Origin of the sequence: Mesorhizobium erdmanii, from assembly GCF_013170725.1 — a bacterium.
Classification (GTDB): Bacteria; Pseudomonadota; Alphaproteobacteria; order Rhizobiales; family Rhizobiaceae; genus Mesorhizobium; species Mesorhizobium erdmanii.
Genome location: NZ_CP033361.1, coordinates 1,748,316 through 1,763,370 on the forward strand (window position 1 = coordinate 1,748,316; position 15,055 = coordinate 1,763,370).

At 60.6% G+C, this 15,055-nt stretch carries 15 protein-coding genes; 10 read left to right on the forward strand and 5 right to left on the reverse strand.

What is annotated here, in order from left to right; translation table 11 throughout:
- The first annotated feature begins 7 nt into the window (after nucleotides 1-7).
- From ftsH to EB233_RS08450, 3 genes are all read left to right on the forward strand, one after another.
- On the forward strand, nucleotides 8-1,846 hold the full coding sequence (ftsH, locus tag EB233_RS08440; RefSeq protein WP_064992351.1) for an ATP-dependent zinc metalloprotease FtsH: 1,839 nt from the start codon (nucleotides 8-10) through the stop codon (nucleotides 1,844-1,846).
- Nucleotides 1,847-1,982: 136 nt separating this feature from the next.
- Nucleotides 1,983-2,633, forward strand: coding sequence for a BON domain-containing protein (locus EB233_RS08445; protein ID WP_064992350.1), 651 nt, complete (start codon nucleotides 1,983-1,985; stop codon nucleotides 2,631-2,633).
- Between the two features lie 611 nt (nucleotides 2,634-3,244).
- Nucleotides 3,245-3,433 carry a hypothetical protein gene (locus EB233_RS08450; RefSeq protein ID WP_064992349.1) on the forward strand — a complete coding sequence of 63 codons (189 nt, stop codon included), beginning with the start codon at nucleotides 3,245-3,247 and terminating at the stop codon, nucleotides 3,431-3,433.
- Nucleotides 3,434-3,677: 244 nt separating this feature from the next.
- Here EB233_RS08450 and EB233_RS08455 read toward each other — a convergent pair whose 3' ends face one another.
- Together EB233_RS08455 and EB233_RS08460 are read right to left on the reverse strand one after the other, a co-directional pair.
- A complete protein-coding gene (locus EB233_RS08455) occupies nucleotides 3,678-4,505 on the reverse strand; it encodes a universal stress protein (RefSeq protein WP_064992348.1) in 828 nt (275 codons plus the stop codon).
- Between the two features lie 90 nt (nucleotides 4,506-4,595).
- Entirely contained in the window at nucleotides 4,596-5,129 is a 534-nt protein-coding gene (locus tag EB233_RS08460; RefSeq protein ID WP_064992489.1) for a flavin reductase family protein, read from the reverse strand.
- Between the two features lie 435 nt (nucleotides 5,130-5,564).
- Here EB233_RS08460 and EB233_RS08465 point away from each other — a divergent pair, with 435 nt between their 5' ends.
- The 3 genes from EB233_RS08465 (at nucleotide 5,565) to EB233_RS08475 (ending at nucleotide 8,880) form a co-directional block, all read left to right on the forward strand.
- Complete coding sequence (locus EB233_RS08465) at nucleotides 5,565-5,909, forward strand: hypothetical protein (RefSeq protein WP_032917720.1); 345 nt, start codon at nucleotides 5,565-5,567, stop codon at nucleotides 5,907-5,909.
- 163 nt (nucleotides 5,910-6,072) lie between these two features.
- Nucleotides 6,073-7,791 (forward strand): PHA/PHB synthase family protein, encoded by a 1,719-nt coding sequence (locus EB233_RS08470; protein ID WP_064992487.1) that lies wholly within the window; start codon nucleotides 6,073-6,075, stop codon nucleotides 7,789-7,791.
- A 111-nt stretch (nucleotides 7,792-7,902) separates the two neighbouring features.
- The gene (locus EB233_RS08475; RefSeq protein WP_064992346.1) at nucleotides 7,903-8,880 is read left to right on the forward strand and encodes a ribose-phosphate diphosphokinase; all 978 of its coding nucleotides are present in this window, start codon (nucleotides 7,903-7,905) and stop codon (nucleotides 8,878-8,880) included.
- On the opposite strand, the gene EB233_RS08480 is transcribed toward EB233_RS08475, so the two are convergent.
- A complete protein-coding gene (locus tag EB233_RS08480) occupies nucleotides 8,825-9,865 on the reverse strand; it encodes a hypothetical protein (RefSeq protein WP_064992345.1) in 1,041 nt (346 codons plus the stop codon). The genes EB233_RS08475 and EB233_RS08480 overlap by 56 nt on opposite strands.
- Nucleotides 9,866-10,014: 149 nt before the next feature.
- Between EB233_RS08480 and EB233_RS08485 the strand changes: the two genes are divergently transcribed.
- From EB233_RS08485 to EB233_RS08500, 4 genes are all read left to right on the forward strand, one after another.
- Nucleotides 10,015-10,932 carry a DNA-binding protein gene (locus tag EB233_RS08485; protein WP_081294389.1) on the forward strand — a complete coding sequence of 306 codons (918 nt, stop codon included), beginning with the start codon at nucleotides 10,015-10,017 and terminating at the stop codon, nucleotides 10,930-10,932.
- Nucleotides 10,910-11,335 (forward strand): DUF3775 domain-containing protein, encoded by a 426-nt coding sequence (locus EB233_RS08490; RefSeq protein ID WP_081294377.1) that lies wholly within the window; start codon nucleotides 10,910-10,912, stop codon nucleotides 11,333-11,335. The genes EB233_RS08485 and EB233_RS08490 overlap by 23 nt, the downstream gene beginning before the upstream one ends.
- 73 nt (nucleotides 11,336-11,408) lie before the next feature.
- Entirely contained in the window at nucleotides 11,409-12,236 is an 828-nt protein-coding gene (locus tag EB233_RS08495; RefSeq protein WP_064992343.1) for a universal stress protein, read from the forward strand.
- Between the two features lie 44 nt (nucleotides 12,237-12,280).
- Nucleotides 12,281-13,117, forward strand: a complete 837-nt coding sequence (locus EB233_RS08500) for a universal stress protein (protein ID WP_064992342.1) — start codon at nucleotides 12,281-12,283, stop codon at nucleotides 13,115-13,117.
- On the opposite strand, the gene EB233_RS08505 is transcribed toward EB233_RS08500, so the two are convergent.
- On the reverse strand, nucleotides 13,114-13,302 hold the full coding sequence (locus EB233_RS08505; protein WP_027054313.1) for a hypothetical protein: 189 nt from the start codon (nucleotides 13,300-13,302) through the stop codon (nucleotides 13,114-13,116). The two genes, EB233_RS08500 and EB233_RS08505, sit on opposite strands and share 4 nt — an antisense overlap.
- A 66-nt stretch (nucleotides 13,303-13,368) precedes the next feature.
- A complete protein-coding gene (gene groL / locus EB233_RS08510; RefSeq protein WP_064992341.1) occupies nucleotides 13,369-14,991 on the reverse strand; it encodes a chaperonin GroEL in 1,623 nt (540 codons plus the stop codon).
- Nucleotides 14,992-15,055: the final 64 nt, after the last annotated feature.

The window sequence follows — 15,055 nt, forward strand, 5'->3', positions numbered from 1 at the left end:
GACTGCTATGGACAGGAAGCACAGTTTCAACGTCGGCTACTTCATCCTCGCCCTGGTCCTGGTTGGAATGTTCCAGCTCTGGCTTGGTTGGCGGGATGTCGCGCAACTCTCCTATAGCGACGTCATGCGACTGGTCGGCGAAGGCAAGGTGGCCTCGGTCACCCTGACCGAGACGACCATCCAGGGTCAATTCAAGGAGCCACAGGAGGGCAAGGGTCTTTTCCTCGCCGCACGCGTTGACCCGGCCTCAGCCGAAGCCTTCGAGAAGGCCGGCGTGACGGTGTCGGGCGGCACCGACAGCAACTGGCTGACCACCATCCTTTCATGGATCCTGCCGGCACTGCTTTTCTTCGGGCTCTGGATGTTTCTGTTCCGCGGCTTCGCCGAGCGGCAAGGCATGGGAGGACTGATCAACATCGGCAAGTCCAAGGCCAAGGTTTACCTTGAAAGGCAGACCTGCGTGACCTTCGACGATGTCGCCGGCGTCGACGAGGCCAAGCTCGAGCTGCAGGAGATCGTCTCCTTCCTGAAGGACAAGGACAAATATGGGCGCCTTGGCGCGCGCATCCCCAAGGGCACTCTCCTGGTCGGGCCACCCGGCACCGGCAAGACGCTGATGGCGCGCGCGGTGGCGGGCGAGGCGGGCGTGCCCTTCTTCTCGATCTCCGGTTCCGAGTTCGTCGAGATGTTCGTCGGTGTGGGTGCAGCGCGCGTCCGGGATCTCTTCGAGCAGGCTAGACAGGCCGCGCCATGCATCATCTTCATCGACGAGCTGGACGCGCTCGGACGAGCGCGCAGCCCCTTCGCGGGCTATGGCGGCGCGGACGAGAAGGAGCAGACGCTGAACCAGCTCCTGTCGGAGTTGGACGGCTTCGATCCTCGCGTCGGCATTGTGCTTCTTGCCGCCACCAACCGTCCGGAAATTCTCGATCCGGCGCTCACCCGCGCCGGGCGGTTCGATCGGCAGGTGGTGATCGACAGGCCCGACCGGAAGGGACGCGAGGCCATTCTCAAGGTCCATGTCCGCAGCGTCGCGATGGCGCCGGGCTTGAATGTCGATGAAGTGGCGGCAATCACGCCGGGGTTCACAGGCGCCGATCTTGCCAATCTGGTCAACGAAGCAGCGATCTTCGCCACTCGGCGCAATGCCGACAAGGTGACGATGGATGATTTCACGAACGCCGTGGAGCGCATCGTGGCTGGTTCCGAACGCAAGAGCAGGCTGCTCAATCCGGGAGAACGTGAGAGAGTCGCGTACCATGAGATGGGGCATGCGCTTGCCGCGGCCGCGCTTCTCAAGACAGACCCCGTGCACAAGGTGTCAATCATCCCGCGCTCGATCGGCGCGCTCGGCTACACCATGCAGCGTCCGACCGACGATCGCTTTCTGATCACCGAAAGTGAGCTGAAGGAGCGGATGGTCGCGCTGCTGGCGGGCAGGGCAGCGGAGGATATCATCTATGGTGAGGTTTCGACCGGCGCGGCCGATGATCTCGCCAAGGCCACGGATGTGGCGCGCCAGAGCGTTACACGCTTCGGCATGAGTTCCGCCGTGGGGCAGGCGGTGCTCGAGGAACAAAAGCAGCAATGGCTGGGAGACGGGTCGCTGCGCCAGCGCGACTATTCCGAGGCCACCGCGCGGGAGGTCGATGTTGCGGTGCGCCAGATGCTGGACGAAGCCTTTGCCGCGGCGCAGGAATTGCTCAGGTCACGGTTGGGTGATCTCAAAGCGGGGGCCAGCCTGCTGCTCGAACGCGAAACCATCACACCTGACGATTTCCAGCCTTTGCGCCGCGCGCCATCCATTGCTCCCCCGATCAGGAAGGTCGCGGCAGAGCCTGCGTGACTGGAAACAAACGTAGCCCGCTACAGCGTCCCCAACGAAATCTGATCGGTATTTGACCCAGATCAACGTCACCGCACCACCGACGGACCAGACTTGCGACGTTGCAAGAAGTATCCCGGAACAGTGAGGTGGAAAAATGAGTGACAGCACCCTCAAGCAAGACATCATCGATGAACTGGACTTCGAGCCTAGCATCGATGCCGCCGACATCGGTGTGGCAGTGGACAACGGCGTCGTGACGCTGACTGGCCACGTCCCGACCTATGCCCAAAAGGTCAAGGTCGAAGACGTGGTGCGAAACGTCAAGGGCGTCAAGGCCATCGCGCAGGAGATGGAAGTGCGTCCATTCGGCTCCAACAAGACCGCCGATGACGAGATCGCCAAGCGCGCCGTCAACACCATCGCCTGGAACACATCGATCCCCAACGGCTCTGTGCAGATCCGCGTGCAGGATGGTTGGGTAAAGCTCACCGGCAAGGTCGAATGGCAATATCAGAAGACCGCGGCGGAGGACGCCGTGCGTCACCTCGCCGGCGTGATCACCGTAACCAACCAGATCGAGATCAAGCCGCGGCCTTCGACGTACGACATCAAACAGCGTATCGAGAGTGCCCTGAAGCGCAATGCCGAAATTGAGGCGCAAGCGATCAAGGTCAACGTCCTCGACAATGGTGCGGTGAGGCTCGAGGGCCGGGTAAGCGCCTGGTCGGAACGTAGCGCCGCGGAGCGGGCCGCATGGTCGGCAGCGGGCGTGAAAACCGTTGAAGACCGGATCACGATCGGTTGACAGCGAAATGACGGGAGAGCGCGTGCCACCCGTCGCTTCAAGGTGTCGGTGCTTATAGCACTGGCACCTTTTCAGTCTGGACAGCACCATTATTCCCATAAACGGGGATCCTTGGCATTGGCTGATATGTTTGGACCGGCCCATGGCCTTCTACGGGCGGTACACCAGGCCGGCAGCCGCGGAGGCCAAAATCTACGCCGCCGCAGGAGCTCAAAAAGCAGGTGCCGGCATTGGCCTCGCCACTTTCCAGGTTGCGACTGAAGCTCGGGTGATCGGCCTCAGCCCTTATCGAATTGACTCGTAGCCATCTCGTTTCGGGCGTATGCTATTGCAACCATCCGCGCCGAAAGCAGTAGCAAGCCGACGCTTGAAAGTGGCTCATGCTTCACCCCGAAACGGCAGGCAGACATATAATGCGCGCGGACGGTAGTTCGCCATTCTTGTAATCCTTCGATGACCGGCGCGCGAAGCATAAGAATGGGGGCGGGATGGCGCGACAGCATAAGGATCAAGGCTCGTGCGCTGCCCCGGAATGGTCGGTCCTGCCAATGTCTCGCGTGATCTTGAACGAGCCCAAATAGTACCCGGCCCTGCCGGCGGAGGACCAAGTAATGCCTACGCGCTATAACAAGTTCGTGCATGAAGAGAATGTCCGCCGTTTCGAGAAGCGCTTGGAGACGGAGACGGACCTCGGCCAGCGGACGCTCTTGAGAGAGCTCCTTGCCGAAGAGTGGAAGCAGTTACGCCACCCGCTGGAAGCACCTGATGACGAGGCAGGCAAGCCTGGGCAAACTGAATAAGACTGCTCTCTGCCCGAGCCGGCCGGATCGCGAATTTTGATTGCTTGGCCCAGGGCTATTTCAGGCAAAGCCGGCCCAACTCACCCGGTTGCACGGATGAGCCGTGCCGATGTCCCTTCACCGTCGGGCTTCCCGCAGTTGACGCATTGACCTTGGCGATCGCACCATGAATCCCAACGGAACATTTTCAGCGCTGCGATCTCCTCATGTGCCCCTCGATCGGATGACCTGAGATTCGCGGGCGTCAGTTTGACATCAGCCGATTGAGCCAGACCTCATCCAGCAGCGACCGGGTAACTCCGCCGAATGCCCATTCCCGCAACCGGCTATGCCCGTAAGCTCCCGACACAATCAACTCGGCATTCACCGAGGCAAAGAAATCGACAAGGCGATTTCGTTCATCATCGTCCGCCTTGATGATTTCGGTCCGTGCCTTGATGCCGTGCCCGGCCAGGAAACTCGCCACATCACTGACACCGTCCCTGATCCAATCGTCCGGGTCGCGATCGATCGCCACAATGATGACCTCGTGAGCCATGACCATCAGCGGCACGGCGTCCGCCACCGCACGTCTCGCCTCACGTGTGTCCTTCCAGGCCACCACAATCCTGCGGGCGGGCAAATGCGCCGCGCCATGGGCCGCGACGAGGACCGGCCGGCCGGCGCGCAGCACCAGCGATCCCGGGTCAACCGTGCGGTAGGAATCACCCGTCAGGACACCCTGCGAAGCGCTCATCACAACCAGATCGGCGGCGCGAGCAATTCTGGCCAGCGCCCGATCCGGATTTTCGATTGCCCCATGCCACCCTGTCTTTAGCGTGCCTGCCACCAGGCTATCGAACTCGCTGTTCCGATCTTTTAGCCGTTGGCGGATTTCATCCCGCGCCTCTTCCCAAATCTCAGCAGCGATCGCCGCGCCCTCGGGCGCCATCGTTACCGGCAGTGGAGCGTCCGCGGCGCAGAACCCGATCAGACGGGCGTCAAAACGCTTGGCAAGATCGATCCCGAGCCGCGTCAACGGTTCTATCGGATCATCGATATTCAGGTTCAGCAGAATTGACTTGTAGCTCATGGCAAGCGCTCCCATTGGTTCTCGATCAGTGACCCTATGACCGCAGGCAGGGCTCGCCTTGATGCCGATCAAAGTCGCGTCCGTCGACACTCAGGGCATGCTGGACTCCAGGTGGATCACTTCGCCGTCGACCACGAAAGCACCGTTGCCGATGTGATGGAGTGTTTTCGGCTTCGGCTGTCCTGGATCGACCCAGGCTTTGAGGACCTCCAGCACGAAAAGATTGTATTTGTTGACCATGCGCGTATCGACGACGCGGCATTCGAGATTGGCGAAACACTCGGCAATCAACGGCGCCGATACCTGTTCCGCGGGAAGTGGCGTCAACCATGCCGTTGCGAACTTGTCGGTGTCCCGGCCAGAGCAGTTGCCGACCTTGACCACCTTGTCCGCAAGGCCGACCGCGGGGATTGCGATCACGCACTCCTTCGACTGACGCAAGGCGAAGAACGAAAGGTCATTGCTCGATACGATGCACGCTATCGTTGGCGGCGTGAATGCCACCATCATGTGCCAGGTCATGGTCATGACATTCGAGCGCCCTTGCCTGGATCGCGTCGAGAGCAGAACGACTGGACCAGGCTCGATGAGCCGATAGACATCGGCGAGCGGCAGTTCCTTCATAGCCATTCCTCCTTCGCATCTCGACAGGGCTGTTGTCGTCGCCTTCTCGCCGGCAATGCTGTTCTTCGCCTTGATCAGGGTCAAAGCTGGGAATGCGGGCCCGGCGATTGCGCGAACCGGATGGCAATCCGCCTGGATTGACCTGGATCAATGTCCGCTTCAAAGCGCCCTGCGATCTTCAAACAGATCAACAAGGGGCGTCTTAATGTCCGCTCAAGACTTTCTTCTGTTGGGAGCCGTGCTCTGCCTCGTCTTCATAGCCGGCGCCGCGATCTATTTCGATCTGGCTACGTTCAGGAGAAGCAAACACCTCTCGGCAAGCCAAGGCTTTGGGCACGTTTCACCCTCGCGCCAACCGCACAAAGGCATTGAAGCGAAGAGCAAGAAGGAAAGACATCAATGATCTGGTATCCAGAAGACGTTCGTGCACCGGAATTGCCGCCTTTCGCCAATACCAGCAAAAAATTGATACGAGCGACCGCCGCGATGCAAGCGCATTCGATGCGTGCGCTGCTGCGCTACCAGATCGAAGGCGTATCGTTTCTCAAGCGGCGGTTCGAGGATGACCTGAAGCTGATCGAGAAACTGACAGAGGGTGAGTTCGTCGACGCCTTCGACGTGTTCGCAAACTTCGTCCAGAATGCCACGTCCGACTATGCCAAAGAGGCGGGCAAGTTCGCTTCCATAGGCGCCAAGCTCGCTTCGGAGACGGCCGGCCAGGTGCGCCAAGAGGCCGAAACCACGATGGACGATATGGCTGCGGCAACGCTTGCAACCTAAAATGTTACGATCAAGAAAGAGCGGGCGGAAATCGGCCGCTGATGGGCCTTCGGCCTCAGGTGTTCCCAAGGCGGGCCATGAGAGGATGCGGCGAAAGTCTGACCAGGATGCCGTCGGGGGCGCGTTAGTCCTCGCCGAGACACCCCGGCCGGACAATGAAGCCGTGGGCATCTATCGAGATGTCGACCGGCTGTCGCATGCGTTGTTGGCCACTGCAACCGCGGGCATTTCACCTATCAGCCTGATGCAGGCTTGGCAGGATTGGATGCTGCATCTTGCCCTGTCACCTGGTAAGCAAGGCGAGGTCTATGCCAAAGCCATCGAAAAGACGGCAAGGCTGAATGACTTCCTTTTCCGCTGCACACTCGGAATGGGCACTGCGGCCCCAACCATTGCGCCGTTGGCCCAAGACAGAAGGTTCCAGCACCAGACCTGGCAGGTTTTTCCGTTCAATGCCATGCAGCAAGCCTTCCTGCTGTCCCAACAATGGTGGCACAACGCGACCGTAGGCCTTCCGGGAGTCGCCAGGAAGCATGAGCGGCTGGTCGAGTTCTACAGCCGCCAGATTCTCGACATGGCCGCGCCGTCGAATTTCCCTCCGCTCAATCCGGAGGTGATCGAGAAGACCATTACGGAAAAAGGCGCCAATTTCGTCAACGGCGCCAACAACCTGATTGATGACCTGCTTCGCCTGGCCGACGACAGGCCGCCGGTTGGTGCGGAAAACTTCCGGCCGGGTATCGAGGTCGCCGCCACACCGGGCGAAGTGATCTTCCAGAATGAACTGATGGAGTTGATCCGCTATGGGTCAATGACGGACACGGTGATGGAAGAGCCGATCCTCATCGTTCCCGCCTGGATCATGAAGTACTACATTCTCGATCTGTCGCCGCGGAATTCGCTGATCCGCTACCTGGTCCAGAGCGGGTTCACGGTCTTCTGCATCTCCTGGCGCAATCCGGGTGCCGACCAGAGCGGGTTGTCCCTGGACGACTACCGTCACCTCGGTGTCATGGCGGCCATGGATGTGGTCGGAAAAGCGACTGGGAGCCGTCGTATCCATGGAGCGGGCTACTGCCTGGGCGGGACGCTGCTGTCGATTGCCGCGTCGGCGATGGCCCGTGACGGCGATCGGCGGCTCGCCAGCTTGTCGCTTTTCGCAGCGCAGGTCGACTTCGAAGAACCGGGCGAACTCGGGCTTTTCATGGACGAGAGCCAGATCACGCTGCTCGAGGACATGATGTGGGTCGAGGGCACCCTCGACCAGCGCCGCATGGCCGGCGCTTTCCAGATGCTTCGATCTCAGGACCTGATATGGTCGCGCATCGTGCGCGAATATCTGCTCGGCGAGCGCGCTCCGATGACCGACCTCATGGCGTGGAACGCCGACTCCACCCGCATGCCGTTCCGCATGCAGTCGCAATACTTGCGGCAGCTTTATCTGAACAATGACCTTGTCGAGGGGCGCCTTTGCGTCGAGGGCAGGCCTGTTCATCTGGAAGACATTCGAGCGCCGGTGTTTGCCGTCGGGACAGAGACTGACCACGTCGCGCCATGGCGCTCGGTATTCAAGCTGACTTATCTCATCGACGCGGACATGGACTTCGTCCTGACCAGCGGCGGACACAATGCGGGCATCGTCTCTGAGCCCGGCCATCCGCGCCGTTCCTATCGGCGGCTCAGTTGTCACCACGACGATGTCCGTCCGGACGCGGATGAATGGGCGAGCAACGCGGCCCGAATATATGGCTCCTGGTGGCCGGCCTGGGTTGAATGGCTAACGCGCCATTCCAACGCTGGGATTGCCGCCGACCGGGTCGGCACTCCAGGCGAACTGAAGACGATTTGTGCGGCGCCCGGAACATATGTCCTCGAGCGATAACCTTGCTCTCAGCCGTTTGAGCCAAATCAAGGTTCGGTGACCGCTGGCACGGTATCGATAGACATGAAAAGGCGAACTGGTGGGCATCACGTGGCATCGGTGAGATAAAACATGCGCTTGTTTGCCTTGAGAGAAACCGGTCGGCTGGGTGGCGATGTCGCGCGGATCCTGGGAGTTGAACTCGACCCCCATGAGGAGCGCGATTTCGAGGACGGCGAGCACAAGGCCAGACCTCTCGTTAGCGTGCGTGGCGAAGATGTGTACGTCATTCAAAGCCTTGCAGGCGAAGCCGGCGCCTCCCCCAACGACAAGCTGCTCAAGCTTCTCTTCTACGTCGCCACATGTCGGGAGAACGGCGCGGCGCGCGTTACGGCGATCACGCCCTATCTTGCCTATGCGCGCAAGGAGCGGCAAACCAAAGCGCGCGACCCCGTCTCGACGCGTTATGTGGCGCAGTTGTTCGAAGCTGTCGGAACCGACTGCCTGGTCACCCTCGATGTCCACAACTTCGCGGCGTTTCAAAACGCCTTCCGTTGCCGAACGGTTCATCTTGATACGGGAGCTCTCTTTCCGACCGCGCTTCGCGAACTGGCCGGTGCCGAGCCCATTGTGATGTTCTCTCCCGACGGGGGCGGCGTGAAGCGTGCGCAACTCTTGAAGGAGAGATGCGAGGCGGCGATGAGCAACGAGGTGGGGTTCGGTTTCATGGAGAAGCGCCGGAGCCGTGGCGTCGTCTCAGGCGACCTGTTCGCCGGCGAGGTGAACGGAAAAGTCGTCTTCCTCGTCGACGACATGATCAGCACCGGCGGCACGATGATCCGCGCTGCTCACGCCTGCCGGGAGCGCGGGGCAAAGGAAGTCCACGCCATAGCCACGCACGGCCTGTTCAGCAGAGGCGCGGAAGCTTTGTTCACCGACACCGCCATCGGGCGCGTTGTGGCTACCGACAGCGTGGGGTCGCCATCGAAGGTGACATCCGGTCACGAAGCAAAGTTGCAGATACTTTCGATCGCGCCACTGATTGCCGAGGCGATCAAGCGCCTGCACGTAAACGGTTCGATTTCCGAATTGGCAGGCATGGAGCGGTGAGTTCTCTCTTCGCCCCGGCTATATAAGCGAGCGCCAGCGCCGGCCACCTTTTGGGATCCCGGACAACGCTATCGAGAAGGTGCGCTACGCAAAGCCGCGCTCGCAGCAACATTCGAAATGAACCGTAGAAAGCCAGGACTTCGTCGTCTGGGCGGGCGCCAAGGTGCGTCTCCAGCGTGTCGAGAAGTACGGTTCGGACCCAGCCTGCTCCCAGCATCGCGCATTCGAGACCCAGATAATTGATTTCGTCATAAGGATCGACGATGCGCATGGTGCGGTCGAATTCGAGGCAGTCAATGACCTGCATCGGTGTGCCGACATACACGTGCTCGGACCGGAGGTCACCGTGCCCCTCGACGATGCGGCCTTCCTCGATCCTCGCCTTGATCCTCGTGGCAAGTTCCTCAAACCGGGCGTCGGCTATGTCAAGTATGGGCAAGGCAGCATCTGCGACGCCGAGCGCAGGCTGCCCGAGAATGGCTCGATTGACAGCCTGTTCCTTGGCGAGGTTCTTCAGGTAGAGACCACCGTCTTCGATCTGTGGCGGACAACCCGAATAGAAGCTGGCCATCAGCTCGCCGAGCTTCTGAATGTCGCTCCTGGTCACGAGTCCATTGCGCAGTCTCGCGTCAAGCAGGTCGGCTTCGGGAAGGCGCTTCATCTTGACCAACCAGTCGACGACCCGGCCTTCTCCCGCGAGATTGAGATGTCCGCTCAGGTCACATCGTAGCGGAATAACGGAACGATAAGTGTCGGCGGCAAGCTTTTTGTTAAGCCGCAATTCCTCCTCGCAGAAGAAGCGCCGCCGAGCAAGCGCGCGGAAGTCGAGGAAGGGATATCGGACCGGTTTCTTGAGCTTATAGACGCGGTCATCAGTGAGGAAGACCCATGACATGTGGGTTTCCCGAGCCTCGACGGAAAATGCCGGGCGAGGATACGACCTCACATCGCTCAGGAAGCGCACCTTTGCCGCCAGGTCGATCATCTGACATTACCTCTGGATGCACTATTGGAACGCGTGAAGCACATCGAACAGATCGGCCAAAAGGCGCGGCGTGCCTTGATGCGCATCAAGGAATGCGGCGGTTGTTCCCTTATTGTAGCTCTTTGATCGATCCGCCGGGGAAGTTCAGGATGACTACTCAGGCCAGCGTTGATGCTGTTACCCCAACAGCTGTGGCATCTCCAAGCCTGCCGGCCATTAATCTGATGGTTGCAGGCAGGCTGCGTGACTGTGCCGACCTCTTGACGCAGCAGGGCGAGGGCGGATTTCGCGCCAGGGCCTTCCGGCGCGCGGCCGATTTCATCTCGACGCTTTATCGCCCGGTCGATCAGATTCTCTTGCAGGAAGGCCGCGAGGGATTGGTCTCCCTGCCCACAGTTGGAACCGGGATCGCAGCCGCGATCGCGGAAATGGTCGGCACCGGGCGATGGTCACAACTAGATCGCCTGCGGGGAGAACTTGCCCCCGAGATGCTGTTCCGGAGTATTCCAGGTATCGGCGCGAAGCTCGCAGGCCGGCTTGCCACCGATGGCCAGATCGAGAACCTGGAGGAGCTGGAACATGCCGTTCGGTTCGGCAAACTGCACGTGAAAGGCCTCGGACCGCGCCGCAAGCGCATGATCGCCGCAGCTATCGCGGAACGCCTCGGCAGGCCGAAATTTTCCCAGCAGGCCAACGCCGCTCGCCCACCTGTTTCGCTGCTTTTGCAGGTTGACCGGATGTATCGGGACAGCGCCGCCGCAGGACATCTGCGCAAGATAGCGCCGAAGCGTTTCAATCCCACTGGCGACGCCTGGCTGCCCATCCTGCATGCCCGCCATGGCGGCTGGCATTTCACGGCTCTGTTCTCAAACACCCAACTCGCGCACCAGCTCGACAAGACGTCCGATTGGGTCGTCATCCACTACGAGAAGGATGGAGAGCCGGAGGGCCGATGCACCGTGGTCACCGCCTCACGGGGACCGTGGCGAGGGCAACGCATCGTTCGCGGACGTCAAGGCCCTGAAGACGAAGAGGAGGTATCGGATGAAACGCGGAATCGGAAGTGAAGACACTGAGACGCGCGAGTTGGCAGTTCCCGGTCGCAAAGTCTGCTTCATAATCGCCAAGGCACATGAATTCGACGTCAAGGTCGCCGTTACCGAGCCGGATACGGGATCGAATCCCACGGACGACAATGAGATCGCGGTGCTTCAGGACCATGACGATGATCCTGTGCATGAAGAGTTGGTCTCGCTGATCTCTGAACTCTCCATCGATGAGCAGATCGACCTGGTGGCGTTGATGTGGCTCGGCAGGGATAGCGGTGCGGCGGTCGATTGGGACGAGCTTCGCCAGCAGGCCGCCGACGCCCACAACAGACACACGGCCAGCTATCTCTGCGGCAATCCGCTCCTGGGAGATCATCTTGCGGCAGGGCTCGATGCTCTCGGGCTGTCTTGCTCCGACTGAACCGGACTTGACGCGCATCAAAGCAAAAAGCTCTGGACCGTGTTGATCTACCGGCCTCCGATGGAGTCCGGATATGATCTACACGACAATACTGGTCCAGCTCGACATTGATGCACCGGCAAGGCCGCGCCTCGTTTTCGCGCAGGAGATCGCGAGGAAATTCGAGGCGGATCTGATCGCGTTGGTGGCGGCCGAGCCTTCCACATTGGTGTCGCCGAGCGAATCCGCCCCACTGGTGGCAGAGGTTCTGCGTGTCAGAACCCACGAAATCGAGGAGCGCATCAAGAAGCTCAAAGAGGAGTTCCTCGCCGTCGTCGGCAACGACGAGCGAGCATCATGGCGCGCTGAACTCGATGATCCCACGCGTGCCGTTGCCATGCACGCGCGCGCGGCCGATCTGGTGATCACCGGGACGCCGACTGCGGCTGCCGCCGGCGACTACCAAAGAACCGTCGATCCCGGCGCGTTGGTGCTGTCCCTGGGCCGGCCGGTTCTGTTCGCAGCCGACGGCCTCTCGGCCTTCAAGGGTGAGAGGGTGATGGTCGCCTGGAAGGATTGCCGTGAATCGCGGCGGGCGGTGGTCGACGCGATGCCTTTCCTGAGCAATGCCAAGGAGGTGACTGTCTTCAGCGCTGCCGAGGAAGGAAAGGTGGCCGCGCGGGATAGTGTGGCGGACGTGGTTCGCTATTTGATGAAGCATGGTGTGACAGCCCGGTCCCATTTCGTCGAAGGCGAGGGAATCTCGGTGGGCGACTCGATCATCGTCGAGGCCGATCGTATCGGAGCCGATCTCATCGTGGCCGGCGGTTATGGCCATAGCCGTTTCCGCGAATGGGCTTTCGGGGGCGCGACACGATCCCTGCTCAATTCGGGCTCGTTCCACAGGCTGTTGTCGAACTGAATAGCCCTAGCAGCCTGTCCCATAACCCGGAAAGAGACAAGCCGATGCAATTGTTGACATCCCTGCTAGTGCCGACTTATCCGGACCCGCCGGGGCCGAAAGTTGCTTCGAATGCGGTGGCCGTGGCCAAGCAACTCGGTGCCACTCTGGATGCGGCGGTCATCAATGCCGACATTCCGGACGTCTCGAACGCCTTGTCGGGCTTGTTGCTCGATCTCCCGGCGAAGATCCGCGAGGCCAATGCGGCCAGCAGGAATCGGGGCAAGGCCCTGCTGGAGACAGTCGCGGCCGAAGCTGCACGACGCAGGGTGACCTTGACCTGTCAGGAACTGAAAGCTCAGCCAGCCTTCATGCGGGAAGCTGCCGCTAGGGAAGCGCGCTATTTTGATCTCTGCATGGTGGGATGGACACGCGATACCGAGTCAATCCGCGCGACCGCGGAGGAAGTGGTGTTCAGTTCCGGTCGGCCGACTTTGATTTTTCCGGGCGATGAAGATGTCGGTGCGCTCGATCATGTGGTGATCGCCTGGGACGGCAGCCGCGTGGCTGCAAGGGCCGTGGCCGATGCCAGGCCGTTCCTGGAACGGGCATCGACGATATCGATCATCACCGTGACGGATGAGAAGGCTCTACCGCGCGAAGATACTGGGGATAGGCTGGCCAATGGTCTCGCGGCACGAGGTCTCCGGGCCAGGGCCGCGTCGATCCACGCCGGCGACAACGAAATCGGCTCCGCGCTCGAGGATCATGCCATAAGGATCAATGGCAGCCTCCTTGTCATGGGTGGGTGGGGCCATTCTCGTATACGAGACTTCGTGCTCGGTGGGGCAACCGAGGGGATACTATCGGATCTGCGCTTGCCGGTGTTGATGTCGCATTAGGCGCCGGCGAAGTCGCGATCGTCGAAGGGGTAGAAGTGGACCGCCTTCAATTTCACAGGCTTATCATGGCCCTCGATAAGGACCTTGACCCATTGGTCGCCTAGATTGTCTTGCCAGGTGTCGGTAACGCGGCATCTTACGGCCAGATCCATGCCGACCTCGATCTTGTCCATTCGCTGTGCCATTTTGCATTCCCGTTTGGTTGTGGCGCCTCTGTTTTCGCTTCCTGTCCCTCAGATCATTCGGACCAACTACATCGACATTTCGGGTTCAAGCGGGCGCTCCTTGGCCGGCTCCGGAATCTCGGTCATCGTTGCTTCCGTCAGGAGCAGCACGCTGGCGACCGAGACGGCGTTCTCAAGCGCGATGCGCACGACCTTCGTCGGGTCGATGATACCGGCCTCGACCAGGTCGACATATTCCTTGCGGCCGGCGTCGAAGCCGAAATTTCCCTTGCCTTCCATCATTCTGGCGATGACCACTCCGCCGTCGACGGCGGAATTCTCGGCGATCTGCCGCACGGGCACTTCGAGCGCGCGCTTCAGGATCTGGACACCGGTGCGCTCGTCGCCTTCGCAACGCGCTTCTTCCTCGGTGACCGGGCCAATGCAGCGCAGCAAAGCCAGCCCGCCACCAGGCACGATGCCCTCCGCGACTGCCGCTTTGGTGGCGCTGATGGCGTCGTCGAGCGCTTCCTTCTTGGACTTCATTTCGGCCTCCGTCGGCGCGCCCACCTTGATGACGGCCACGCCGCCGGCGAGCTTCGCAAGCCTCTCCTGGAGCTTCTCACGGTCATAATCGCTGGTCGTATCGCTGACCTCTCGCCGAATCTGCTCGACGCGTCCCTTGATGGCCTTCTGGTCGCCGCTGCCGCCGATGATGGTGGTGTTGTCCTTATCAACGACCACCCGCTTCGCGCGCCCAAGCTGGGCCATTGCAACGTTCTCGAGCTTGAGGCCCAGGTCTTCGGAAATCAACTGCCCGCCCGTCAGGATGGCAATGTCTTGCAGCATGGCTTTGCGACGATCGCCGAAGCCGGGCGCTTTCACGGCACAATTCTTGAAAGTGCCGCGGATCTGATTGACGATGAGCGTCGCCAGAGCCTCGCCGTCGACATCCTCGGCGATCACCAGCAAAGGCGAGCCTGACTTGGCCACGGCCTCGAGCAGCTTGATGAGATCGTTGAGCGTCGAGATCTTCTTTTCGACGATGAGCACGAGCGCATCCTCAAGCACCGCTTCCATCTTCTCGGCATCAGTAACGAAATAAGGAGAGAGAAAACCGCGATCGAATTGCATGCCTTCAACCACATCGAGAACGGTCTCGGTGGTCTTCGATTCTTCGACCGTGATGACCCCTTCGCCCCCGACCTTCTCCATGGCCTCGCCGATCAGCTGGCCGATGAGAGGATCGTTGTGAGCGGAGATCGTCGCCACCTGTTCCTTCTCGCGCCTCGTCGAGACCGGGCGCGAAATCTGTTTGAGTGTCTCGATCGCGCGCTTCGCCGCGCGGTCGAGACCGCGTTTGATGTCGATTGCGCTGGCGCCGGCGACCACGTTGCGAACGCCGTCGGCGAATATCGCGTGGGCAAGGATAGTTGCTGTGCTCGTTCCGTCGCCGACCATGTCGCCAGTTTTCTCGGCTGCCTGTCTCAACATGCGGGCGCCGAGATTTTCTTCTGGGTCCTTCAAGTCGATTTCCTTGGCGATCGTCACTCCATCGTTGCAGACGATCGGGGCTCCCCATTTCCTTTCGATCAGAACCGATTTCGAACGCGGACCGAGCGTTACTCGCACGGCGTCTGCAAGTTGGGTCGTACCGCGAAGAATCTTTTCGCGCGCCGCCGAGCGGAACAGTACCTGTTTGTGAGCCATGGTCGTCTCCCGGTGTCAGACCTATTCACATAGCTGTGCTATCGCCGATGGGCTTTGATGCGCA